The organism is Nonomuraea sp. B1E8 (genome assembly GCF_039871515.1).
GTDB lineage: Bacteria > Actinomycetota > Actinomycetes > Streptosporangiales > Streptosporangiaceae > Nonomuraea.
The window spans coordinates 307,678-331,408 of the sequence record NZ_JBDPLS010000010.1; the positions used below are offsets into that span (position 1 = coordinate 307,678).

Here is a 23,731-nt window from a genome sequence, read left to right on the forward strand (position 1 = left end):
CCGGTCGCGGTTTGCGGCGAATGAGGCGTACGCTGCCTCTGTCATGACAGTTGCGTTCCGCCCTCGCCCCAGCGTCGTCCGGCGAGATTCCGGACTCTACGCCTACGAACGGGCGCTCGCCCGCCGCGGCCTCACCCCCATCGCGGGTGTCGACGAGGCCGGCCGTGGCGCGTGCGCGGGGCCGCTCGTGGTCGCGGCCGTCATCCTGCGCAAGCCGGTCGACGGCCTGGGCGACTCGAAACTGCTCGCTCCGGCGGTGCGCGAACGGCTCTACGACGCGATCGTGCGCGTCGCCGATGTAGGCATCGTGACCATCCCGCCCACGGAGATCGACGCCAAAGGTCTCCACAAATGCAACGTCTCGGGAATGCGGCGTGCTGTCGCACAGTTGTCCTGTGACCCTGAGTACATCCTGACGGACGGTTTCCCGGTGCCCGGGTTGCCCGCGCCGTCGCTCGCCGTCTGGAAGGGGGATCAGGTGGCCGCGTGCGTGGCGGCCGCGTCGATCGTGGCCAAGGTGACGAGGGATCGCCTGATGGTCGCGCTGGACGAGCGCTTCCCGCAGTACGGCTTCGCCGAGCACAAGGGGTATGTCACACCAGGACACCGGCTGGCGCTGGAAACGCATGGTCCGTGTCCTGATCACCGTTACTCCTTCGTCACGGTGGCGAGGGGGATGGGTGAAAATGAAATGGGGGCCGGGGTTGCCTGACCAGGCGAACCGGGGGACCGGTACGACAGGAGGACCGCGATGAGCGCAGAGGATCTCGAAAAGTACGAAACCGAGATGGAGCTGCAGCTTTACCGCGAATACCGCGATGTCGTCGGTTTGTTCACATACGTGGTGGAGACTGAGCGGCGGTTCTATCTGACCAACTCGGTCGATCTCGATGTCCGCACTGCGGAGAACGGCGACGTCTTCTTCGACGTCAAGATGCAGGACGCTTGGGTGTGGGACATGTACCGGCCCGCCCGATTCGTAAAGAACGTGCGGGTCGTCACGTTCAAGGACGTCAACGTCGAAGAACTGGCCAAAGCAGACCTGGAGATGCCCAAGGAGGGCTTCTCCGGGTGACCGCGCGGAGGGTACCGGAGCCTGCCGGTGTTACGCCAGTGAGCCCACTCAGGCCCTGGGATGCGCTTGCCGGTAGGCCGCCCGCAAACGCTCGATAGAGACGTGGGTGTAGATCTGCGTGGTGTTCAGTGACGCGTGCCCGAGCAGCTCCTGAACGCTACGCAGGTCCGCACCGCCCTCCAGCAGGTGCGTCGCCGCGGTGTGCCGGAGACCGTGCGGCCCCATGTCCGGCGCCCCATCGATCTGGGCCAGTCGCGCGTGCACCACCCGCCGCACGGTTCCCGCGTCGATGCGGCCCCCGCGCACCCCGAGAAAGAGCGCGAGCCCCGACCTGGCCCGGGCCCACAGCGGCCGTCCGTGAATACACCATCTGTCCAGCGCTCGGAGAGCGGGCAGCCCGAACGGCACCGAACGCTCCTTACGCCCTTTGCCCAGAACCCTGATGACGTTCCGGTCACGGTCGACATCGTCGACGTCCAGCGCGCACAGCTCGCTCACCCGCACACCCGTGGCGTACAACAGCTCCAGCAACGCCTGATCGCGCAGTTCTTTCGGCTCCGCGGTGGCGGGGACGTCCATCACGGCCTGCGCCTGCTCCTGGTCGAGCACGGACGGCAGTGACCGGGGTGTCCTGGCGGTGCCCAGCAACAATCCGGGGTCCGTGGACAGCCAGCCGCGACGGTGACAGTAGGCGGTGAAGGTGCGAGCACAGGCGGTCCGGCGCGCCAGCGTCGCCCGCGCCTTTCCCGCCTCATGCTGGCCGGCCAGCCACTCCCTGAGAGCTCCGATGTCCAGGTAGGCGAGGTGCCCGCCCAGGTGATCGAGCAGAGAGGTGATGTCGGTCAGGTAAGCCCGGACCGTGTGCGGTGACAGATCACGCTCCAGCCGCAGATACCGGCCGAAGTCGGCCAGCACGTCGTCCCTGCTCACCGCCGCGTCACCGTCAGTCCGGGCCATGTCTTCCACGTCACCATCATCTTTCGGGTCGGTCATGTCGCGGCGCCGATCGCAGCCGGTTGCGCTGTCATGATGCCGCGTTCTCCTTGCTTGGCGCTGGTCGGGGTGCCGCGCCCGGCGACTCCCTTCGCCGTCGTGGGTGCGAGCTTCGTACTGCCCGCATCATCGCCTCATGTGCCGAGAGGCAACCTCGACAACCGATTGTCGTGATCCGCAACTATGTCAGCAAAAAGTAGGAGTCACTGGTGCGCGGTTCTCTTCGCCTTCCGGTGGACACACGCCAGACTGTTGTGTGCGGCCATCGCGGTGCTCTCCTACGGTCTTGATGCAGGCCCTCCAAGGACCACGCGGTGGCCGTCACCATGTCCGCCCGCGGTCCGGTGACGCGACGCCTGTCAGGCGGACCGTGAGGCGTCAGACGTCCGTCCCCTCCGCCGCGTGGTGGGGGAGGGGCAGGTGGTCCGGAAACGGAGGATCGTCTGCCTGCTCGGCGGCTTCCGCGGCGAGCGGCGGTTGCAGGGCAGTTGATTCGGGAGCCTTGCGATAGCTCGTTGTCGGCTTGCGCAGGCGCCAGCCGCTGGCGGCGCGTTCTATGTAGCCTGCGGCTGCCAGGCCGCCCAGCGCGCTCAAGGTCGCATCCAGGCCGACTCCCGCAGCAACCGCTATGGATGCTGGACCGGCGCCGCCCCGGGCAGGGACCGCGTCCAGCACCCTCTTGGTGGAGTCGTTGAGTTTGTCCCTGGAAACGGCGGCCACCCGGCTCTGCGGGGCCAGGTCGTCGCCTATGACGCCGACGAGGTCGATCATCTCCTCCGGGGTCGTCACGCACACCGCTTTGCGCTCCCGAAGGAGCCGGTGACAGCCGGCCGACATGCTCGACGTGATCGGGCCAGGCACTGCCCCCAAGTGCCTGTTGAGGGACAGCGCATGGGCGGCCGTATTGAGCGCGCCGCTGCGCAACGCCGCCTCCACCACCACGGTGCCTCTCGACAGGGCGGCGATCAGACGGTTTCTGATGAGGAAGCGTGCCCGGGTGGGATGGACGCCCGGTGGGCACTCGCTGATCACGACCCCCCGCTCCCTGACGGCCGCGAACAGGGTGTCGTGACTGCTCGGATAGCAGACGTCCACGCCGCAGGCCAGAACGGCCACCGTCGGTGCATCCGACGCCAGAGCTCCCCTGTGGGCCGCCCCGTCCACGCCGTAGGCGCCACCTGACACGACCGTCCAGCCTGATTCGCTGAGACCGACACCGAACTGGGCCGCGATGTGCGAACCGTATGACGTGGCGGCGCGGGCGCCGACCACGGCGACGGACTTGAGGCACGCGAAGCGGAGGTCGGTCGTGCCGTGCAACCACAGCCCGAGGGGACGGCTCGGCCCCAGCTGGTCCAGCTGGGTAGGCCATTCCGGGCTGCCGGGAATGATCAGCCTGGCTCCGGCCTTCTCGCCTGCTTCCAGGTCGGCTGCGGGCTTGGCGGTCGCCAGGCGGGCGTACCAGGCGTTCAGCCGGCGGGTCAGGTCGGGCGGGCGCTCGTGCTGGGCCTCCCGCGCGGCGAAGTCGGGTGGCAGGGCGCGTGCACGGATCGCTGCCGCCGCCTCCGATGCGCCGTACTGGGCGACGAGGCGGCCCATGACCGGGTCACCCACGTCGGCGGCGCGCATGAGAGCAGCCCTGGCCACCAGTTCGTCTGTCTCCTGCCGCCCTGATTGTCGGGTCACGGCGACCGTGGCCCGCTCACCGTCCCCGGCGGGTTGACAGGTTTGTGGGGGTCGGGCGTCCGGCGTGCTGGGAGCCGGCGCAGTGGGAGCCTCCTGGATGGGAGAGGTCTGTGCACTCGTGTCCTGGATGTGGAACTGCTGGGTGGGCTGGATGGGTGGAATGGAGGCAGAGGGCTGGGGCGTCGTGGTCGCTGGGGTGGCGGGAGTGGATGGCATGGGGCTGACGGTGCCTTCGTGGAGCGGGATGGACGATGGGACGGGGGCGTCGGAGACGGCCCAGAACTGGCGCAGGGCTCGGACGCGGTGGGCGCGTACGGAGGTCTTGCAGTCGACCCTGGCCGGCCGGAGGGCCTCTCAAGAACCCGGAAGTCCGAGCTGGAAGGGGCGCGGCGGCGATCGCGGCTCCGTTGTGCGGATTCGGCGGTGTCACGACGTGACTCCCAGCCAGAAACTGAGGGCGCCGGTGGCTTCGTCCTCCTCCGGGCGGTCCTTGCCTGCCAGATCGGCGAGGGTCCAGGCGACCCGGACCACCCGGTCGAGGCCGCGTGCGGTGAGGATGCCGGAGTCGAGGCAGGACGTCATGGACCGCATGGCCGCCTCCCCTGGGCGGTAGTCGGCATGCAGCATGGAGGAGGGGATCTCGGCGTTGGTGCGCCAGGGGCTGCCGGCCAGGCGCTTGGCGGCTCGGTCACGGGCCACCAGCACGCGTTCGGCCACCGTCTTGCTGGTCTCCACGAACTGGCGGTCGGCCAGGAGCTCGCGCCTTGACGAGCGGACGACCGTGACCTTCATGTCTATGCGGTCAAGGAGCGGGCCTGAGAGCCTGCCGAGGTAGCGGCGTCTGGTGGTGGGGGAACATTTACACGTCTCGCTCCTGTCGTCGGCCTGGGCGCAGGGGCAGGGGTTCGCGGCCAGGACCAGCATGAACCGGGCCGGGAATGTGACCGATCCCGCGGATCTGGAGACCGTCACCCGGCCGGACTCCAACGGTTGCCGCAGGGAGTCGAGGACATGGCGGGGGAACTCGGGGGCCTCGTCCATGAACAACAGGCCCCTGTGAGCGAGGGAGACCGCCCCTGGGCGCACGACCGTGCTGCCGCCGCCGATGATCGCGGCGGACGTCGCCGTGTGGTGCGGGGCGACGAACGGCGGCCTGCTCATCAGGGGTGAGTCGGGCGGCAGCACACCCGCGACGGAATGGATGGCGGTGACCTCCAGGGCATGATCGAGCTCCAGATCCGGCAGGAGGGTGGGGAGGCGTTCGGCCAGCAGGGTTTTGCCGGTGCCGGGCGGGCCGAGCATCCACAGGTTGTGGCCGCCTGCCGCGCACACTTCGAGGGCTCGGCGGGCCACCGGCTGGCCGACGACGTCAGACAGGTCGACTGCGGGGGTGGGGACGGACCTCTGAGGCTCCACGAGGTCGCCGGTCCGGGCGTCGGGCGGGTCGTCGCCGGTGCGCAGCCACTCGACCAGCTGGCGCAGGCCGGACATGGGAACGACCTTGACGTCGGGCACCAGGGCCGCTTCGGCCGAGTTGGCGGCCGGCACGACGACCGTGGCGCCACCGTGTCCGGCGGCGCCGAGCACCGAGGGGAGGACGCCGCGCACGGGTCTGATGCGGCCGTCGAGGCCGAGCTCACCCAGGAAGAACGGCTCCGCGATGCGCTCAGCAGGGATCACTCCCGCCGCGCCCAGGATCGCCACGGCTATGGCCAGATCGAACTGGGACCCGCGTTTGGGCAGGCTGGCAGGGAAGAGACTGACGATGATGCGGGCATCGGGCCAGGGATAACTGCTGTTGACGACCGCCGACCTGACTCGGTCACGAGCCTCGCTGAGTGCGGTGTCGGGAAGGCCGATGAGGTGGATGCCCGCCAGTCCGTTGCCCACGTCGGCCTCGACCTCGACGGTGCGCCCGGCGACTCCGACGACGGCCACGCTGCGGGTGCGGGCCACGGCCATCAGATCGCCCCCCGTACGTGGCGCAGCGCGAAATCGCCGGCGAAGCGCTCGATAGCGATCACGTCGACGCGCACGGTGTCGAAGGTGCGTTGCTGCGTGGCCAGCCATTTCGCCGCCAGCATGTGGAGCCGGGCCAGCTTGGCCCGGCTCACGCTTTCCAGGGCTGTGCCGTGGGACGTGCCCGATCGTGTCTTGACCTCGACCACGATCAGGCTGGGGCCTTCTTCGGCGATGACGTCGATCTCGCCGTCACGGCAGCGCCAGTTACGCTCGATCACTTTCATCCCTTGTGCCTCCAGATAGGTCACGGCTAGCTGCTCGCCCTGTCTGCCGAGGTCGAGTCTCTTGTTCGCGGGCATGTGCCACCTCCGTCTGGCTGTCGGGCACCGACTCTCGTGGATGGAGGGTGGGGCGAGGTCGGCCGAATGGGGTTCTGGGGATGGCAGGGTGGGTTACTGGGAGGTTGTGGATAAGGGCCGTGCCGGTCATCAGTCGTCCGTGGTCAACCGCAGTGCGGCCGGCGGGTGCCTCTCCTGCGGTGCTGCTTGCGGTGGCGGCCCTGTGGCGCGGCGTGTCGGCGAGAGCGAGGGCGGGGACGGGGGCGGGAACGCAGGCGTCGGCGTACGGTCGTGGCGAGGCTGAGGAGAAGGAACCCGCCCAGTAGCGCGCCCAGGGCGATCGCGCTCACGAGTGGGGTGGCTGACGCCGAACGCGTCAGAAACGGCGAGGGCGTGGTGGATGGCAGTGCCTTGTGGACCGGTCGCGCGGCAGGAACAGTGGCGAACGCGGCCGCTCTCGCCTGCGGTGGAGCAGCGGTGCCTGAACTCGCCGACGGTGGCGGCGTGGTGGGGAGGTCTGACGGTGGCGGGGAACCGTGGTGGCCTGGGGGTTCAGGACTTGCCGTGGAGTCCGCCTGCCAGAAGGGGAGAAGGCGGATGGGGGCGTGGCCCAGGAGGAGGAGAGGGTCGAGGTAGCGGGTGTCGTGGAGGAGACCCCAATGGAGGCACGGCTCCTGGCAGTGAACGGTCGACGACTCGAGCACGCCCAGCTCGGCTCCCTGCTCGACGGACTGGCCCTGTGCCACCGATGACGTGACCGGTACGTACGTCGTGCGCAGGCCGCCTGCGTGCTCGACCGTGACCACGCCCCTTCCTCCGACCGGTCCCGCGAATCGGACCGTGCCCGCGCCTGCCGCCAGCACCGGGGCGGCTGCCGGGGCGGCCAGGTCGACACCGCGGTGACCGGCCAGCCAGGGCTCCGGGGGCGGGGCGAAACGACGGATGACGCGAGGGCGGCCGTCCAGCGGCCAGCGCCATGTAGGAGGTGAGGCCCTCGCCGCTGCGGGCGCGGGGACAGCGAGGACGGTGGCCGCGAAAACGACGGCCGTCAGGGCGGTGCGGGTGGTGGTGAGGGCTGTCAGGGCGGTGCGGATGATGGCGGTGCTGGTGAGGTGCGGGCGGCGGTGTGTCGGTGGGTGGGCGTTCATGGCGCGAGTCTTGGTTACGGCGCCTTGGCGGTGGGTCGGTGAACGCCGTTCTGTGGAGGACGCTGGGTCGTCCACAGGCAGGGTGCCGATTTGGGGTGCGAGCCCACGCTGCTCGGCGGGTCGTTCAGTGGGCCTGGGGCTTGGAGTTGAGGAGGTCGTTCAGTGACGAGGAGAGCGCCGGGTCGGCGCCTGGCTCGCCCGAGGCCCTGAACCTGGTACGGCGCGGACGCAGCGGAGACGTCCAGATCCACACGGTGCTCAGGGCGATCCCCGCGGCGCAGACCAGGATGACCGCACGCAGCCCGATCGCCTCCGCGAGAAGGCCTCCGAGCAGACCGCCGAGGGCGAGGACGCCCTGCACCGCGAACGTCATGGTGGCGTTGACCCGGCCGCGCAACTCGGCGGTGGTCTCGCTCAGGGTGATCGCGCCCATGCAGGTGGCGAAGGCCACCACGATGCCGCCCGTGAGCGTGCCCGTCACAGCCAGGACCGACAGTTTCCACCACAGCGGGCCGGTCAGCAGTCCCACTGCGAGGATCTCCGAGGGGAAGAAGAGGACAGCGGCGAGCAGGACCCGGTTCTCGCCGTAGCGTTTGGACAGGCGGGCCGTGAGCCAGGCGCCCAGCAGGCCACCCGCCCCGCTCAACGCGATGAGGACACCGATCAGGCCCTTGGGGATGCCGAGGGTGTTCACCATGTAGAGCATGTAGACGGCCGTGAACGCCATCGCGAAGAAGTTGATCGTGACGCCCGCGCCGAGCAGCGCGCGCAGGACCGGATGGGTGACGCTGACCTTCAGTCCTTCCTTGACGTCGCGCCACATCCCCCGGGAGGCGGCCGGTTCGTTCCGCTCCGGGGTACGGATGGAGCGCAGCAGCAGGGCCGAGGCCAGGAACGACAGCGCCTCCGCCAGGACGGCCAGCGGTGCCGTGAGCACCTGCACCAGGAGCCCGGCCAGTCCGGGTCCGCTCACGGAGGCCACCGAGTAGGAGGCCTGCAGGCCGGCCATCGCCTCGGTGCGCTGCTCAGCGGGGACGACGGCCGCCAGGTGGGGGAAGTTAGCGGCTCTGAACAGCACTCCAGCCGTGCCGATCACGAGGGCCACGATGATCAGCCAGGCGACGTTCAGCACGCCCAGTAACCAGGCCACGGGTACGGTGGCGGCGGCCGCGCAGGAGACGAGCTCGCAACCGATCATCAGGGGACGGTGCCGCGCGAGCCGGTCGGCGATCGCCCCTGACTGCAGCCCGAACAGCAGGGCGGGCACCGAGGCGGCCGCGGTCAGCAGGCCCATCTGTGAGGGCGATGCGGTCAGCAGGGTCACCGCGGTCAGGGGGATGGCCAGCTTGGACACCTCTGATCCGGTGATCGAGACCGTCCTGGCCGTCCAGAGCAGGCGGTAGTCGCGCTGCTTGCGCAGAGGAGCGGCGGCTTCGAGATGGGGCCCGGACGGACGAGGAGGAGCCCCGGGCCCGGTGGCCGGGCTGTCCGGGCCGGGCGGTAGCCCGGCTGGGCGCTCGGCGGCACGACGGTCACGCCGGGTGTGAAAGGTTCCCTTCATAGATGTGAAGTTAATCCTTCAGAGTTGTGAAGGCAACCTTTCAGATATTCACGGACAGAGGTACCGTGGGCACATGACGCGGGAACCTGGCTGGCTCAGCGATCCGAAGGCGATGCGGGCGCTGGCCCATTCGGCGCGGCTGGCGATCCTCACCCGACTGGCCGACGAGGGCAGCGCCACCGCCACCGAGGTGGCCGAGAACGCGGGCATCACGCCCAGCGCCGCCAGCTATCACCTGCGCATGCTCGCCAAATACGGTTTCGTCGAGGACGCTCCGCCCCGCGGCGACGGCAGGGAACGATTGTGGAAGGTCGTGGACACCCCGATCGGCGTGGGTGTCAGTCCCAGCGACCCGCCGGACGTACGCGAGGCGAAGAAGTCGTTGATCGCGCTGTTCAACAAGGAGGCCCACGAGGAGGCGGAACGTAGCTGGGCCAACCTCGACGACGACACGGAGGAGTGGCGCTACGCCAGCGGTTTCAGCCGCACCAGGATCAGGGTCGACGCCCAGGAACTCGGCCGGCTCAACGAGGAGATCAAGAAGCTGATCGAGCCGTACGTCGCCCGCTTCCGCAGCCAGGAGGAAGCTCCGAGCGGAGCCAGGATCGCCGAGGCCCAGATCAGCCTGTTCCCTGTCGCGAAGCGGGTGGTCCCCGGCCTGCCCACCGAGGACCACGACGCGCCCTGACGACCTCGCCGGCCCGCCGAGGACCACGACGCGCCCTGACGACCTCGCCGGGCCGAGGATCACGACGAGGGAGGAGGCGCGCAGGTGGTGCCGGCAGGAGGCAGGCGCAGGTACGTGAGATACCGGTTGGCGTGGGAGATCGTGCACTGGTTGCCCGACAGGTAGAGCGCGTGCCCCGGCCCCTCGTACCGGATCGTGGCCGAGCCGGGCACGCCGGCCGCGGCGGTGGCGACGTCCGCGTGGTCGGTCCAGGTGCCCGCGCCGAGGATCGGCGGGAGCCGGTCGGCGGGCATCGGGGCCGGGGGGTTGATGATCGGCGAGGGCCAGCCGACGCACCCCAGCCGATGCCAGAGCTCGTTGCCCGCGAAGTTCGGCGACAGCCGCTCACCGAGCTCCTTGAGCCGCTGGAACTCCTCGTAGCCCGCGTACACCAGCCCATCCGTGCAGTGAGTGACGTTCTGGCCGCGGAAGGACGGCACCTTCAGGCTCTTCGTGACCTGCTCGACGAGGTCGGCGAAACCTGAGGCGTCGCCCGCCGCGGCGCGGTCGACGGACCTGGCGAAGCGCTGCCAGTTGGGGAAGTCCGGGGCCGCGCCGGGACTGATCACGTCGGCCGCGGCGGCGACCTTGAGATCGAGCCCGTTGATCGGCTCGTCGAACATCAGCACCCCGGGGTCCCCGAGCAGCGCGGCCGCGATGCCGAGCCGCTGCCGCATGCCCAGCGAGAACCCGGCGATCCGCCGGTCGGCGACCTCGGCCAGGCCCACCTGCTCCAGCACCTCGCCGACGCGCTCGCGTCCGATGCGGTTGCTGCGGGCCAGGCAGCGCAGGTGCATGGCGGCGGTACGCCCGCCGTGCACCGCGCCCGCGTCCAGGAGCGCGCCGACCTCGCGCAGGGGACGGCGGAAGGAGACGTACGGGCGTCCGCCCACGAGGGCCGTGCCGCCGTCAGGCGTCTCCAGGCCGAGGATCACCCGCATCGTGGTGGACTTGCCCGCGCCGTTCGGGCCGAGGCAGCCGGTCACCAGGCCGGGCCGCACCTCGAAGGTCAGGTCGTCGACCGCGAGGGCGTCGCCGTACCGCATCGTCAGGCCGGTCACTGCAATCATGAGGCCCAGCCTCCGCGTAACGGGGCCGCCGCCTCCATCGCCCTGTGTCCCCCGGGCCGGGGGAGTTCGGCCACCCATGATGGTGGGCCCAGGTCTACCGCGCCGGTCGTGCGGAGCGGGCAGACTGCTCGGGTGAGCATGATGCGCCGCATGGCCGAGCCCGTGGCCGGCCTGCTGCTGAACGCCGCCGCCGGCGTGGCGGCATGGGCGCTCCTCCTGCTGCTCGCCGGGTGCGCGGCGCTGGTCCCGATCGGCGGGCTCGGCGTGCGCCCGCTGGCCGGGGTGCGGTCGATGGTCCACGCGCTGGCGACGTTCCAGCTGGCCTGGGCGGCCCGCGCGCTCGGCCACGAGCCGGCGGCGCCGGTGGACGCTCGAGCACGCGAGTCGCGGGAGGGCGCTCACGCCCGCGAGACGGCCTGGCTCGCGGTGCAGGCCGTGACCGGCCCCGGCGGCGTGCTGGTCGTCGGCGGGGTGCTGTCGGCCGACGCCGTCCTCTGGAAGCTGCAGACGGTGCGGCCGAGCACCCAGCTCACGGTCGCCCTGTCGCTGGCGATCGTCGCCATCGTCGCCGTCGCGCTGGCCGCCGTCCCGCTCCTGCACAGGACGCAGGCGCGGCTGGCGGAGCTGTTGTTGTGCCCCGGCGACACGGACCGGGTCAGGCAGCTGACCGAGTCGAGGGCCGCGGCGGTGAGCGCGCAGGCGGCCGAGCTGCGCAGGATCGAACGCGACCTGCACGACGGCGCGCAGGCCAGGCTGGTCTCGGTGCGCATGAACCTCGGCCTGGCCAGGCGGGCGAGCGATCCCGGTCAGGTTCGCGAGCTGGTGGGGGAGGCGTGGGAGTCGGCCGGGCAGGCCCTGGCCGACCTGCGCGACCTGGTGAACGGCATCCACCCTCCCGTGCTGGCCGACCGGGGCCTGGCCGGCGCACTCGAGGCCGCCGCGCTGCACGTCCCCCTCACGGTGGACGTCGACATCGACCTGCCCTCCCGGCCGGAGGCGCCCGTCGAGTCCGCGGTCTACTTCGCCGCCGCCGAGGCCCTGACGAACGCGGCCAAGCACAGCGGCGCCCACCGCGCGTGGGTGCGGCTGTGCCACTCGAAAGGCGTCCTGCGGCTGGTCGTGGGCGACGACGGGAGGGGCGGCGCCGACCCGGGCGGCACCGGCATCGACGGCATCAGGCGCCGGCTGTCGGCGTTCGACGGGACGCTCGACGTCCGCAGCCCGGCCGGCGGGCCGACCGAATTCATCGTGGAGATACCGTGCGCGTTGTCATCGCAGAAGATCTCGCCCTCCTGAGGGACGGGCTCGTGCGCCTGCTGTCGGCGTCCGGGTTCGAGGTGGTCGAGGCGGTCGGCAACGGGCCGATGTTGCTCAGCGCGCTGACTCGCCACCGGCCCGACGTCGCCGTGGTCGACGTACGGCTGCCGCCGACCCTGACCGACGAGGGGCTGCGCGTCGCGCTGGAGGCCCGCAGGCGCCGGCCGGGGCTGCCGGTGCTGATCCTGTCGCAGTACGTCGAGCAGCTCTACGCCCGTGAGCTGCTGTCCGACCAGGCGGGTGCGGTCGGCTACCTGCTGAAGGACCGGATCGGCGACGTCGAGCAGTTCGTCGAGGCGGTGCGCAGGGTGGCGGCCGGAGGCACGGCGATGGACTCCGAGGTGATCGGCCAGTTGCTCACCCGCAGGAAGCGCGACGAACCGCTGGGCCGTCTGACCCCCAGGGAGCGCGAGGTGCTCGCGCTCATGGCCGAGGGCCTGTCGAACGCCGCGATCGCCGCCCGCCTGCTCGTCACGGACAAGGCCGTCGCCAAGCACACCAACAACATCTTCGCCAAGCTCGGACTGCCGCCGAGCGACGATCACAACCGCCGGGTCATGGCCGTACTGGCCTACCTGAAGGCGGAACCGGGCTGACCCGTGCCGTTCGACCACATGCGGTCAGCCTGAGGCGGCGTGGGAGGTAGACTTTCCGGTGGCCTGTGGCACAGGCCGACTTCGCATGCCTCATTGCGGACCGCGCCATCGGTCCGGGCCAGGCGCCCGGCTGGAGCGGTTTCGGGGCATCAGGGCGGCAGACACGCGCTGTCGCGTCACAACCGAGAATCGCGCCCATCCGCAGGGCGCCCAGACCTGGAGGACCAGCACATGGCCCCCGTCGTCACCATGCGACAGCTGCTCGAGAGCGGCGTTCACTTCGGTCACCAGACCCGGCGCTGGAACCCGAAGATGAAGCGCTTCATCTTCACCGAGCGCAACGGCATCTACATCATCGACCTGCAGAAGTCGCTGTCCTACATCGACCGCGCCTACGACTTCGTGAAGGAGACCGTCGCCCACGGCGGCACGATCCTGTTCATCGGCACGAAGAAGCAGGCTCAGGAGGCGATCTCCGAGCAGGCGGCCCGGGTCGGCATGCCCTACGTCAACCAGCGCTGGCTGGGCGGCATGCTCACCAACTTCTCCACCGTGCACAAGAGGCTGCAGCGCCTGAAGGAGCTCGAGGAGCTCGACTTCGACAACGTCGCCGCCTCGGGGCTCACCAAGAAGGAGCTCCTCATGCGCCGGCGTGAGAAGGACAAGCTCGAGCGCACGCTCGGCGGCATCCGTGACATGGGCCGCGTGCCCAGCGCGGTGTGGGTCGTCGACACCAAGAAGGAGCACATCGCGATCAGCGAGGCCAAGAAGCTCGGCATCCCTGTCGTCGCGATCCTCGACACCAACTGCGACCCCGACGAGGTCGACTACCCGATCCCGGGCAACGACGACGCCATCCGCGCCGTCGGGCTGCTGACCCGGGTCGTCGCCGACGGTGTCGCCGCCGGTCTGATGGCCCGCTCCGGCGCCGCCCGCGGTGACGAGAAGCCGGCCGCCGCCGAGCCGCTGGCCGAGTGGGAGCGCGAGCTCATCGAGCAGGGCACCGGCGAGCGTCCGGCGGGCGAGGCCGACGCCGCCGCCGCTCCCGAGGCCCCGGCCGAGGCCGCTCCCGCCGAGCCGGCCGCTGCGGCCGAGGCTCCCGCCGAGACCGCTCCCGCGGCCGAGGCCGCTCCCGCGGCCGAGGCCGCTCCCGAGGCCGAGACCGCTCCCGCGGCCACCGCCGAGGACAAGCCCGAGCAGCAGTCCTGACAGCTGATCGAGGGACGCGTCCCCTCCGACGGGGACGCGTCCCGGCCTGGCGAAGCCGGGCCCGCACAGGTGATAGGCCGCGGCGAGGCTGGGCAGCATACCGGGCGAGGCAGCAGTAGGGCCGGGCCGGTGCGCGCCCCCGAGCGAGGCAGAGTTCCTGTACGGCACGCGCCCGCCGTGCCGACCCCGGGGTGGGCCGCCGATCACGGCGCCCACCCGATCCACGACGACGAAATTTCACAAGGAATAAGAGCAATGGCTTCCGTGAACATGGCCGACGTCAAGCGGCTTCGCGAGATCACCGCTGCCGGCATGATGGACTGCAAGAAGGCGCTCGAGGAGTCCGGCGGCGACTTCGACCGCGCCATCGAGCTGCTGCGCCTCAAGGGCGCCAAGGACGTGGGCAAGCGCGAGGCGCGCACCGCCTCCAACGGCCTCGTCGCGCTCAAGCAGGACGGCGACTCCGCCGCCGCGCTCCTGGAGCTCAACTGCGAGACCGACTTCGTGGCGAAGGGCGAGCGCTTCCAGGAACTGGCCGCCCAGGTCGTGGCGCACATCCTCGAGACCAGGCCCGCCGACGTGCCGGCGCTGCTGGAGTCCTCGCTCGACGGCAAGACCGTCAAGGACCACCTCGACACCGCCAACGCCGCGCTCGGCGAGAAGATCGAGATCCGCCGGTTCGCTGTGCTGGAGGGCGGCTACGTCGGCGCCTACATGCACCGCACCGACCCGGCGCTGCCGCCTGCGGTCGGCGTGCTGGTCCAGCTCGACAAGCCCAACGCCGAGGTCGCCAAGGACGTCGCGCAGCACGCCGCGGCGATGGCCCCGCAATACCTCAAGGCGGCTTCCGTGCCCGCCGAGGTCGTCGAGAAGGAGCGCAAGCTCTTCGAGGAGATGACCCGCGAGGAGGGCAAGCCGGAGGCCGCGATCGGCAAGATCGTCGAGGGCCGCGTCAACGGCTGGTACAAAGACTTCACCCTCCTCCAGCAGACCTTCGTCAAGGACGGCAAGAAGAGCGTGGGCAAGTACGCCGAGGAGAACGGCGTCGAGGTCCTCGGCTTTGTCCGTTTCAAGGTCGGTCAGGCTTAGGCTTAGGCAAGCCGCCAGCTCAACGAACCGCCGAACGAAGGAGGCCGCCGCCGTGCAGGAACACCGGGAGCCAGCCCACGAATCCCCACGGACGGCGGCTTCCTCGTCTCCACACCCGCCTAACCCGCTGCGGTGGAAACGGGTGATGCTGAAGTTGTCCGGCGAGGCGTTCGCCGGCAGCGAGCCGCTGGGCATCGACCCGGTGATCGTCGACCACCTCGCCGACTCGATCGCCGAGGCGGTCCAGGAGGGTGTGCAGGTCGCGGTCGTGGTCGGCGGCGGCAACATGTTCCGCGGCGCCACCCTCTCGCAAGGAGGCATCGACCGGGCCAGGGCCGACTACATGGGCATGCTCGGCACGGTCATCAACTGCCTGGCCCTGCAGGACTTCCTCGAACGGCGGGGCGTGGAGACACGCGTGCAGACGGCCATCACCATGCAGCAGGTGGCCGAGCCGTTCCTGCCGCGCCGCGCGATCAGGCATCTCGAGAAGGGGCGCGTGGTCATCTTCGGCGCCGGGCTCGGGTCGCCCTTCTTCTCCACCGACACCGCGGCGTCCCAGCGGGCCCTCGAGATCGGCGCCGAGGCGCTGCTCAAGGGCACACAGGTGGACGGGATCTACGATTCCGATCCCCGCAAGAACCCGGATGCGGTCAGATTCGACCACCTTGACTACGGCGAGGTGCTGCTCCGCGACCTCGCGGTCATGGACGCCACCGCGATCAGCCTGTGCAAGGACAACGATCTGCCGATCGTGGTCTTCGACCTCATGGGCGAGGGCAACATCCTGCGCGCCGTCCGCGGTGAGAAGATCGGCACGCTGGTCAGTCCCGCAGGCAAATGAGCGAGCGAGCCCGACACCGCCAGCTAGAAGACAGGGAGCCGCTGTGATCGACGAAACCCTCCTCGAAGCCGAGGACAAAATGGACAAGGCCGTGTCTGTCGCGAAGGAGGACTTCGCGAGCATCCGTACGGGCCGGGTCACCCCTTCGATGTTCAACAAGATCAACGCCGAATATTACGGCACGCCGACGCCGATCCAGCAGCTGGCGTCGTTCCACGTGCCCGAGGCGCGCATGGTGCTCATCCAGCCCTACGACAAGAGCTCCATGCCCGCCATCGAGAGGGCCATCCGCGACTCCGACCTCGGCGTCAACCCGACCGACGACGGCCAGGTGATCCGCGTGACGTTCCCGGAGCTGTCCGAGGAGCGCCGCAAGGAGTACATCAAGGTCGCCAGGAACAAGGGCGAGCACGCCAAGGTGTCGGTGCGCAACATCCGCCGGTCCGCCAAAGAGGTCCTCGACAAGATGATGAAGGACGGCGAGGCGGGCGAGGACGAGGTCAGGCGGGCCGAGAAGGAGCTCGACGACATCACCCAGAAGCACGTCGCCAAGATCGACGAGCTGCTCAAGGTCAAGGAAGCCGAACTGCTCGAAGTCTGAGCGGCGCGCCCGGCGGCGGGCCGCCTCCGGTGGGCCCATGCCCCTGGGGCGAAGGCAGCGGGCACGCACTCTGCGGCCCTCGCCCGGACGGCGGGGGCCGCGGCTTTGGAGAACTCTGTGGAAAAAAGTACGGCTGGCACCAGCTCGAGCGGCGGCAGCCGTACCGGCAGGAACCTGCCTGCCGCGATCGCGGTGGGCGTCGTGCTGGGCGCGCTGGTCCTCGGCACCCTCTACACGGTCAAAGAGCTGTTCCTCGTGGTGGTCGCGGGCGCCGTCGGCGTCGGCACGGTGGAGCTGATCAGGGCGTTCGCGACCCGTGACATCAAGGTGCCGGTCGCGCCCGTGCTCGCCGGGCTGGTGGCCATGCAGGTGGCGGCCTACTGGGGCGGTTCCGTCTGGTTACTGGCCGCGTTCGCCGGGTTCGCGCTCATCCTGCTGATCTGGCGGATGTTCAGTGACGGCACCGAGGGCTACGTACGCGACGCGTCCGCGTCGGTGTTCACGCTCTTCTACCCCTGCCTGCTTGCCGCGTTCGTGCCGCTGCTGCTCAAGCCGGACGACGGCGACCACCGGGTGCTGATCTTCATCGCGGTGACCATCGCCAGCGACATCGGCGGCTACGTCGCCGGGGTGTTGTTCGGCCGCCACCAGATGACGGTGATCAGCCCGAAGAAGACCTGGGAGGGCTTCGCCGGGTCGCTCGTCGCGTGCGTGGCGGTCGGCGGCTGGCTGGTGACGTGGCTGCTCGGCGGCGAGCTCTGGCAGGGAGCGCTGATCGGCGGGCTCGCGGCGGTGCTGGCGACCGCGGGTGATCTCATCGAATCGATGATCAAGCGGGACCTCGGCATCAAGGATCTGGGCACGATCCTGCCCGGCCACGGCGGTCTGATGGACCGGCTCGACTCGCTGGTGACGGTGCTGGTGCCGGCCTGGCTGCTGATGACGTTGTTCTTCTAGCGGTGTGTCTCCAGCGCCTGCGCCGTGACGGGGGTCAGCCAGAGCCACCGTACGGCCTCGCCCCCGAACGCGAACCCCGACATGTCGGGCATGTGGGGTGGGCTGTGCATCATCAGCACCCCCGAATACTGCGGCCCCAGCGGGAACGTCGCGGGCTCGTGATACCACTTCGCCGTGTGCCCGTGGCCGAGCCACGTGACCGAATGCCACGGATATTGCGACAACCACACCAGCAGCAGCGCCGCGTCCTTCGGATCCTCCCGGGTGGCCACGGCCAGCTCGATCCTGGCGTACGCGCCCGGCTTGTCGATCCACTGCTCCACCGTGGGCATGCGCTGGCAGCTCATCCCGACCGTCGACAGGACGGTGTAGTCGCGATCGCGGTGCGGCGGGCGCTCGGTGATGCCCACGGTCGGCAGCCGCTCGCCGCCGGCGTCCCAGTACCGGCCTGCCGGGCCGAGCGCGCGGTCCAGGTGGCCCATCACGAACTGCTGGAACGACGGCCATGAACCCTCGCCGTTCCGCCAGCGCCAGTAGGACTCGGCGTTGGAGATGCGGGGGCGCAGACCTTCGAGCGCCTCCGACAGCGCCCACGCGAACGGCGACTCGCCCACCGCGTCACGCGCGTAGCCGGGCATGCCCCGGTTCATGTCGGCCCAGCCGGGGATGACCGCCAGCAGGTCGTCGTCCTCGTAGAGGGCCACGCCGTCGCCCTCCTCGAACCACAGCGCGCTGAGCTGCCCGAGCGGCCGGCGGCCCTCGGGGTGCAGCGTGCCGGCCCTCGGCATCAGCGGCGGCAGGCCGGCGTTGATCCTGGCCAGGTCGACCACGGGCGGGGCGGGGCGGTGGTTGGCCAGCCACACGGCGCCGTGCACCGTGCCGTCGGGCGAGCACAGATAAGCTACCGAGGAGTCCTCATCACGCTCGACCACGAGCGTCCGGCTGCCGTACGGATTGCCCGCGGCGAGGACCACCTCGGCGCCACCCTCGCCGGCTGCCGCCCGGAAAATCGCCATACGAGATGACTGTAGATCGGGCGGCAACCGCGACGCGAGCCCAACCAACACCAGGAATGCCACCTCCTATCCCAACGTTCATTACCCTGGCCGACAACCCCTCAAGCAAAGGCGGCAACGTGTCCCAGCCCCCAGGCCAGCTCACCTTCGTCGCGCCCCGGCGAGCCAAGCCCGCACGGCACCTGGCCGACCTGTCGATGGCCGATCGGCGGGCCGCGGTCACCGAGCTGGGCGAGAAGGCGTTCCGTGCCGACCAGCTCTCGCGCCACTACTTCGAGCGCCTGACCACCGACGTCGGCTCGATGACCGATCTGCCGGCCGCGTCCCGGGAGAAGCTGTCCGCGCTGCTGCCCGAACTGCTCACGCCGGTCAGGGAGATGGCCACCGACGGCGGCACGACCCGTAAGACGTTGTGGCGGTTGTTCGACGGCGCGCTGGTCGAGTCGGTGCTGATGCGCTATCCCGACCGGGTGACGATGTGCGTGTCGTCGCAGGCCGGCTGTGGCATGAACTGCCCGTTCTGCGCCACCGGCCAGGCGGGCCTGACCCGCAACATGTCCACCGCCGAGATCGTCGAGCAGGTGGTCTCCGGCGCTCGGGCCCTGGCCGCCGGCGAGGTGCCGGGCGGCCCCGGCCGGGTGAGCAACGTCGTGTTCATGGGCATGGGCGAGCCGCTGGCCAACTACAAGCAGGTGATCGGCGCGGTGCGGCGGCTGGTGGAGCCCGCTCCGCACGGCCTCGGCATCTCCGCGCGCGGCGTCACCGTCTCCACGGTGGGGCTGGTGCCTGCCATCGGCAAGCTCGCCGACGAGGGGCTGCCGGTCACGCTGGCGTTGTCGCTGCACGCGCCCGACGACGAGTTGCGCGACACCCTCGTGCCGATCAACACGCGGTGGAAGGTGGCCGAGGTCCTCGACGCGGCGTGGGCGTACGCGGCCAGGACCAAGCGGCGGGTCTCGATCGAATACGCCCTGATCAAGGACATCAACGACCAGGAGTGGCGGGCCGACCTGCTCGGCAAGCTGGTGAAGAACAAACTGGTGCACGTCAACCTGATCCCGCTCAACCCCACGCCTGGCTCCAAGTGGACGGCGTCGCGGCCCGAGGACGAGCGGGCCTTCGTACGACGGCTGCAGTTCCACGGCGTGCCCGTGACGGTCCGCGACACCCGCGGGCGCGAGATCGACGGCGCGTGCGGGCAGCTCGCCGCCGCCGAGTGAGCGCAGGCCCGTTCATGGGCACCGGCTCAAGGAACATGCCGGCGGCACCTAGCTCGTCCTGAGGCGGCGCCAGGCATAGCCGGCCAGACCGATCAGGCACCAGGCCAGGGAGAGGGCGGCCAGCTCGGGGAAACGGCCGAGCAGGTCGCCGGCGTTCGCGGCCCGCATCCAGGGGATCAGCGGCACGGTCAGCCAGTAGAAGGATGAGGCGCTGAGCAGCAGCGTCGCCAGGAAGCCGAGCAGCAGCACGGTGATCGAGACGGTGGGGGAGCGCACGATCGCCCGGCTGGTGAGCGCGCCCAGCGCCGTTCCGGCCAGCGCGGCCAGGGCGTACAACGCGATCACGGCGACCAGCACCCCGCGCGGCGGGGTGGCGCTCACACCGAGCAGCAGGGCCCAGCCCAAGGCGATCGCGGCGAGCCCGGCACACGCCGCGAAGGCCGCGATCAGTCCCGCGGCCACCTCCTTGCCCCGGCCGCCCGCCTGGACCGCCGACATCGCGCGCTGCCGGTCGGGCTCGGTGTCGAGCACGCTCCTGGCCGCCCAGGCCAGCACCGGGACGATCAGCACGGCGCCGTCGGTGAGCACGGACGTCTCCTCCCCCTTCGGGGCACGGCTGCCGTAGAGGATCGCGAGCAGGGCCAGGGCGAGCAGGAACGCCTGGTAGACGCGGTGGGACCGGACGTAGGCGGCCAGGCGGAAGGCGGCCAGGGCGATCATCGGCTCTCCTCGATCTCGCGGGCCAGGTAACCCTCGCCGCGCATCCTGGCCACGAACCGCTGGACGTCGGCGGCCGGCAACGTCACCTCCACGGTCGCCTGCCTTCGCTCGGCCGGGCCGCCAGAGCATCCTGAGCGCCGCGCGGCCGCGGCGTCCTGCGCGGTGGTGGCGACCTGGCTCACTGCGGGTGGGGCGTGCGATGTGCTCTCTTTGAGCCGGCCGGCGACCATCGACCAGTGGCGGACACCGGGCAGGGCTCGCAGACCGCCCTGGTGGTCGCTGGCGATGACGATGCCGCCCCCGGCCGCCACCTCGGCCGCGATCGCGGGCAGAGCCGCGCGCGTGCCGGCGTCGAGCCCGGCGAACGGCTCGTCGAGGATCAGCAGCCCCGGCTCGGCCATCAGCGCCTGGACCAGCCCCACCTTGTGCGCGCTGCCCTTCGACAGCTCGCCCAGCGGGAGAGCGAGCAGGTGGCCCATGGCCAGGCGCTCCGCCCACGGCTCCCAGCGGGCGCCGCCGCGCACCCGCGACATGTGCCGCAGGTAGTGCGTCACCGTGAAAGGCTGACCCGTGGGAAAACGGTCGGGGGCGAAGCCGACGACCGCCGGGCGGCCGGTGATCGTGCCCGCGCTCGGCCGGGCCAGGCCCGCGAGGAGGCGGAGCAGGGTCGACTTGCCGGCTCCGTTCACCCCGGTCAGCTCGATCACATCGCCGGGGGAGAGTTCGGCGTCGGCGTCTTCGATGATCAGTGCATCGCGTCGCCGGTAGCGGAAGGACACGTGGGAGAGACGCATGGTGCTGCAACGGTATAGGCGGGGGCGCATCGTCGTGATAAAAGACCGCATCAGTGAACACGCGGGAAATGTCAAAATAGAGGTCCCGGCGCCATCTCAAGAGGAGTAAGGCTTGAACCGCTTTCCGCGGGTCATGGGCATGCGTTCAGGCTATGACCCCGCCGAAGTCGACGCCCTGATCGCGCGGATCGAGTCGACCCTCGGCAGGGGCTCGCACACCATGGAGCCCGTCACCGCCGACGAGGTGCGCGGCGCGACGTTCCGCACCAAACGCGGCGGCTACCAGGAGACCGCCGTCGACTTCGCGCTCGAAGCGTTCGTGGTGGCGCTGGAGACACAGGCCAAGCGGCCCGTACGCCTGGCCATGGCCGAGCCCACCAGCGAGATGTTGCGGGAGGAATGGTTCGAGACCCAGGCCGCCCGCGTCGAGCGGGTGGCCTTCCGTCCCGGACGCATGGGCACCGGCTACAACGAGGACGAGATCGACACCTTCCTCGACCGGATCGTGGCCACCCTGCGCGGCACGACCGACTATCCGGTCACGGCGAAGGAGGTGCGGGAGGCCACGTTCTCCACCGTGATGTTCCGGTCCGGCTACCTGATCGCGGACGTCGACTCCTTCCTGGCCGACATCGCCGAAGTCCTCGACCAGCGTAACTAGGCGCACTCCCACCAGCCCGCCGACGAACGTGACCGCGGTGGCCGCCGCCCTGTTGAGCCCCCGTGACCTGAGCCAGCGGGCCGGGGGCAGCAGCAGTGCGGTCAGGAACACGCCGATGATGATGGAGATGGCCACCGTACGCACGTGGTACAGGCAGAACAGGGCCACCGCCGTGACCGCGAACCACCCGAGCAACCGCCACGGCCCCATGCCCCACCCCTCGATCGTGCCTGGTCAGAGGCCTTCCCTCGGAAGATCGGGGGCAACCCAGGTCAGGCCGGCGGGGCGAGGTGCGGGCGCTGGGAGCGCTTGCCGGACTCGTACGCCTCCCGCGCGGCGTAGGTGGCGCTCGTCGTCGCCACCTGCGCCACGGGCACGTCCCACCAGGCCTCCGACGAGGGTGCGTCGTCCGCCAGCCGGTCGGTGCTTACGTGGATCACGGTGGTCTCCGTCGCCGACCGGGCCGCGTCGAGCGCCTTGCGCAGGTCGGCGACCGATTCGGGGCGCAGCACCGAGGCGCCGAGGCTGGCCGCGTTGGCGGCCAGGTCGACGGGGAGCGGGTTGCCGTCGCGGCGGGCGTAGGAGGTGCCGAGCCGCTCGGCGCCGACGCTCTCGGACAGGCGGCCGATGGAGGCGAAACCGGAGTTGTCGACCAGGACGACGATCAGCTTGATGCCCTCGGAGACGGCCGTGACCAGTTCCTGAGCCATCATGAGGTAGGAGCCGTCACCCACGAGCACGAACACCTCGCGCTCGGGCGCCGCCATCTTGACGCCCAGGCCGCCCGCGATCTCGTAGCCCATGCAGGAGTAGCCGTACTCGACGTGGTAGCTGCCCGGGCCGCTGGGCCGCCAGAGTTTGTGCAGGTCGCCGGGCATGGATCCGGCCGCGCACACGACCACGCCGTCGTCGCCGGCCGCCGCGTTGACCGCGCCGATCACCGCCGACTGCGGCAGCGGCGAGCCCTCCAGCGCGTACGCCGCGTCGACAGCGGCGTCCCAGGCGCGGGTGAGCTCGGCGGCCTGGGCGCGGTAGGCGGGTGGCGTGCTCCATCCCGCGCACGCCTGGCCCAGGTCGGCCAGTGCCTCGCGGGCGTCGGCGACCAGTTGCAGGCCGGACAGCTTGGCGGCGTCGAAGCCGGTGATGTTGACGTTCACGAACCGCGCGCCGGGGGCGAAGATCGTCCGGGAGGCGGTGGTGAAGTCGCTGTAGCGGGTGCCCACGCCGATGATCACGTCGGCCTCGCGGGCCAGGGTGTTGGCGGCGGTGGTGCCCGTGGCGCCGACGGCGCCCATCGCGAGGGGATGGCCGTGGGGGAGCGCGCCCTTGCCCGCCTGGGTCTCGGCGACCGGGATGCCGTGCGCCTCGGCGAAGGCGCGCAACTCGTCCGTGGCCTCGCTGTAGATCGCGCCGCCGCCCGCGACGATCAGCGGGCGCTCGGCCGAGGTGATCAGCTCGGCCGCCCTGGCCAGGGCGGCGCGCTCGGGGCGCGGCCGGGGAACGTGCCACACGCGGCGGGCGAACAGCTCGTCCGGCCAGTCGAACGCCTCCGCCTGGACGTCCTGCGGCAGCGCCAGCGTCACCGCGCCGGTCTCGGCGGGGTCGGTGAGCACCCGCATGGCGGCCAGCAGCGCGGACGGGAGCTGCTCGGGGCGGTTGATCCGGTCCCAGAAGCGGGAGACCGGCTTGAAGCAGTCGTTGACCGAGATGTCGTAGGAGCGCGTGTCCTCCAGCTCCTGCAGCACCGGGCTCGCCACGCGGGTGGAGAAGATGTCGCCGGGCAGCAGCAGCACGGGCAGCCGGTTGATCGTCGCGCCGGCCGCGCCGGTGACCATGTTGGTCGCGCCGGGGCCGATCGAGGTGGTGCAGGCCAGGGTCGTCAGCCGGTTGGCGGCGCGGGCGTAGGCGGCGGCGGTGTGCACCATCGCCTGCTCGTTGCGGGTCAGGAAATAGGGCAGGTCGTCGGCGGAGGTGGCCAGCGCCTGGCCGAGGCCGGCGACGTTGCCGTGGCCGAAGATGCCGGCGCAGCCGCCGAAGAACCGCCGCTCCACGCCGTCGCGCTCGCTCCACTGCTGCGCCAGGAACCGCACCACGGCCTGTGCCACGGTCAGCCGGGTGGTCATGAGACCTCCTTCGCCGGCCCCGAG

The 23,731-nt window shown here is 70.6% G+C and carries 22 protein-coding genes; 12 read left to right on the forward strand and 10 right to left on the reverse strand.

Annotation, left to right across the window (positions count from 1 at the left end):
• Positions 1-43 precede the first annotated feature (43 nt).
• Complete coding sequence (locus ABGA98_RS30900) at positions 44-712, forward strand: ribonuclease HII (RefSeq protein WP_347621917.1); 669 nt, start codon at positions 44-46, stop codon at positions 710-712.
• Positions 713-751: 39 nt separating this feature from the next.
• A complete protein-coding gene (locus tag ABGA98_RS30905; protein WP_026215037.1) occupies positions 752-1,075 on the forward strand; it encodes a DUF2469 domain-containing protein in 324 nt (107 codons plus the stop codon).
• A 48-nt stretch (positions 1,076-1,123) separates the two neighbouring features.
• Here ABGA98_RS30905 and ABGA98_RS30910 read toward each other — a convergent pair whose 3' ends face one another.
• The 5 genes from ABGA98_RS30910 to ABGA98_RS30930 all read right to left on the reverse strand — a co-directional run bounded on the left by ABGA98_RS30910 (position 1,124) and on the right by ABGA98_RS30930 (position 8,763).
• On the reverse strand, positions 1,124-2,032 hold the full coding sequence (locus ABGA98_RS30910) for a tyrosine recombinase XerC (protein WP_347621918.1): 909 nt from the start codon (positions 2,030-2,032) through the stop codon (positions 1,124-1,126).
• A gap of 414 nt (positions 2,033-2,446) precedes the next feature.
• Positions 2,447-3,697, reverse strand: coding sequence for a DNA-processing protein DprA (gene dprA, locus ABGA98_RS30915; protein ID WP_347621919.1), 1,251 nt, complete (start codon positions 3,695-3,697; stop codon positions 2,447-2,449).
• Between the two features lie 483 nt (positions 3,698-4,180).
• The gene (locus tag ABGA98_RS30920; protein WP_347621920.1) at positions 4,181-5,716 is read right to left on the reverse strand and encodes a YifB family Mg chelatase-like AAA ATPase; all 1,536 of its coding nucleotides are present in this window, start codon (positions 5,714-5,716) and stop codon (positions 4,181-4,183) included.
• A complete protein-coding gene (locus ABGA98_RS30925; protein WP_347621921.1) occupies positions 5,716-6,075 on the reverse strand; it encodes a YraN family protein in 360 nt (119 codons plus the stop codon). Before ABGA98_RS30925 ends, ABGA98_RS30920 begins: the two co-directional genes overlap by 1 nt.
• Before the next feature lie 1,251 nt (positions 6,076-7,326).
• A complete protein-coding gene (locus ABGA98_RS30930; protein ID WP_347621922.1) occupies positions 7,327-8,763 on the reverse strand; it encodes an MFS transporter in 1,437 nt (478 codons plus the stop codon).
• A gap of 73 nt (positions 8,764-8,836) precedes the next feature.
• On the opposite strand from ABGA98_RS30930, the gene ABGA98_RS30935 reads away from it, so the two are divergent.
• The gene (locus tag ABGA98_RS30935; protein ID WP_347621923.1) at positions 8,837-9,451 is read left to right on the forward strand and encodes a winged helix-turn-helix domain-containing protein; all 615 of its coding nucleotides are present in this window, start codon (positions 8,837-8,839) and stop codon (positions 9,449-9,451) included.
• 59 nt (positions 9,452-9,510) lie between these two features.
• Here ABGA98_RS30935 and ABGA98_RS30940 read toward each other — a convergent pair whose 3' ends face one another.
• A complete protein-coding gene (locus ABGA98_RS30940; RefSeq protein ID WP_347621924.1) occupies positions 9,511-10,560 on the reverse strand; it encodes an ATP-binding cassette domain-containing protein in 1,050 nt (349 codons plus the stop codon).
• A gap of 138 nt (positions 10,561-10,698) precedes the next feature.
• Between ABGA98_RS30940 and ABGA98_RS30945 the strand changes: the two genes are divergently transcribed.
• The 7 genes from ABGA98_RS30945 to ABGA98_RS30975 all read left to right on the forward strand — a co-directional run bounded on the left by ABGA98_RS30945 (position 10,699) and on the right by ABGA98_RS30975 (position 17,173).
• Positions 10,699-11,856, forward strand: a complete 1,158-nt coding sequence (locus tag ABGA98_RS30945; protein WP_347621990.1) for a histidine kinase — start codon at positions 10,699-10,701, stop codon at positions 11,854-11,856.
• Entirely contained in the window at positions 11,820-12,473 is a 654-nt protein-coding gene (locus ABGA98_RS30950) for a response regulator transcription factor (protein WP_347621925.1), read from the forward strand. The genes ABGA98_RS30945 and ABGA98_RS30950 overlap by 37 nt, the downstream gene beginning before the upstream one ends.
• 231 nt (positions 12,474-12,704) lie before the next feature.
• Positions 12,705-13,682 (forward strand): 30S ribosomal protein S2, encoded by a 978-nt coding sequence (rpsB, locus tag ABGA98_RS30955; protein WP_347621926.1) that lies wholly within the window; start codon positions 12,705-12,707, stop codon positions 13,680-13,682.
• Positions 13,683-13,937: 255 nt separating this feature from the next.
• The gene (tsf, locus tag ABGA98_RS30960) at positions 13,938-14,771 is read left to right on the forward strand and encodes a translation elongation factor Ts (RefSeq protein WP_347621927.1); all 834 of its coding nucleotides are present in this window, start codon (positions 13,938-13,940) and stop codon (positions 14,769-14,771) included.
• A gap of 145 nt (positions 14,772-14,916) precedes the next feature.
• A complete protein-coding gene (pyrH, locus tag ABGA98_RS30965; RefSeq protein ID WP_220447049.1) occupies positions 14,917-15,615 on the forward strand; it encodes a UMP kinase in 699 nt (232 codons plus the stop codon).
• A 43-nt stretch (positions 15,616-15,658) separates the two neighbouring features.
• The gene (gene frr, locus ABGA98_RS30970; protein WP_347621928.1) at positions 15,659-16,216 is read left to right on the forward strand and encodes a ribosome recycling factor; all 558 of its coding nucleotides are present in this window, start codon (positions 15,659-15,661) and stop codon (positions 16,214-16,216) included.
• 117 nt (positions 16,217-16,333) lie between these two features.
• Entirely contained in the window at positions 16,334-17,173 is an 840-nt protein-coding gene (locus tag ABGA98_RS30975; protein WP_347621929.1) for a phosphatidate cytidylyltransferase, read from the forward strand.
• Here the strand turns inward: ABGA98_RS30975 and ABGA98_RS30980 are convergent.
• Positions 17,170-18,189, reverse strand: a complete 1,020-nt coding sequence (locus tag ABGA98_RS30980) for a suppressor of fused domain protein (RefSeq protein ID WP_347621930.1) — start codon at positions 18,187-18,189, stop codon at positions 17,170-17,172. The two genes, ABGA98_RS30975 and ABGA98_RS30980, sit on opposite strands and share 4 nt — an antisense overlap.
• 119 nt (positions 18,190-18,308) lie before the next feature.
• Between ABGA98_RS30980 and rlmN the strand changes: the two genes are divergently transcribed.
• Positions 18,309-19,409 (forward strand): 23S rRNA (adenine(2503)-C(2))-methyltransferase RlmN, encoded by a 1,101-nt coding sequence (rlmN, locus tag ABGA98_RS30985; protein WP_347621931.1) that lies wholly within the window; start codon positions 18,309-18,311, stop codon positions 19,407-19,409.
• Between the two features lie 48 nt (positions 19,410-19,457).
• On the opposite strand, the gene ABGA98_RS30990 is transcribed toward rlmN, so the two are convergent.
• Both ABGA98_RS30990 and ABGA98_RS30995 read right to left on the reverse strand, forming a co-directional pair.
• A complete protein-coding gene (locus ABGA98_RS30990) occupies positions 19,458-20,129 on the reverse strand; it encodes a hypothetical protein (protein WP_347621932.1) in 672 nt (223 codons plus the stop codon).
• Positions 20,126-20,923: an ATP-binding cassette domain-containing protein gene (locus ABGA98_RS30995; RefSeq protein WP_347621933.1), complete on the reverse strand. Its 798-nt coding sequence runs from the start codon at positions 20,921-20,923 to the stop codon at positions 20,126-20,128. The genes ABGA98_RS30990 and ABGA98_RS30995 overlap by 4 nt, the downstream gene beginning before the upstream one ends.
• Before the next feature lie 112 nt (positions 20,924-21,035).
• On the opposite strand from ABGA98_RS30995, the gene ABGA98_RS31000 reads away from it, so the two are divergent.
• Positions 21,036-21,584, forward strand: a complete 549-nt coding sequence (locus ABGA98_RS31000) for a DivIVA domain-containing protein (RefSeq protein ID WP_347621934.1) — start codon at positions 21,036-21,038, stop codon at positions 21,582-21,584.
• A 272-nt stretch (positions 21,585-21,856) separates the two neighbouring features.
• On the opposite strand, the gene iolD is transcribed toward ABGA98_RS31000, so the two are convergent.
• Complete coding sequence (gene iolD, locus ABGA98_RS31005; RefSeq protein ID WP_347621935.1) at positions 21,857-23,707, reverse strand: 3D-(3,5/4)-trihydroxycyclohexane-1,2-dione acylhydrolase (decyclizing); 1,851 nt, start codon at positions 23,705-23,707, stop codon at positions 21,857-21,859.
• Positions 23,708-23,731 lie beyond the last annotated feature (24 nt).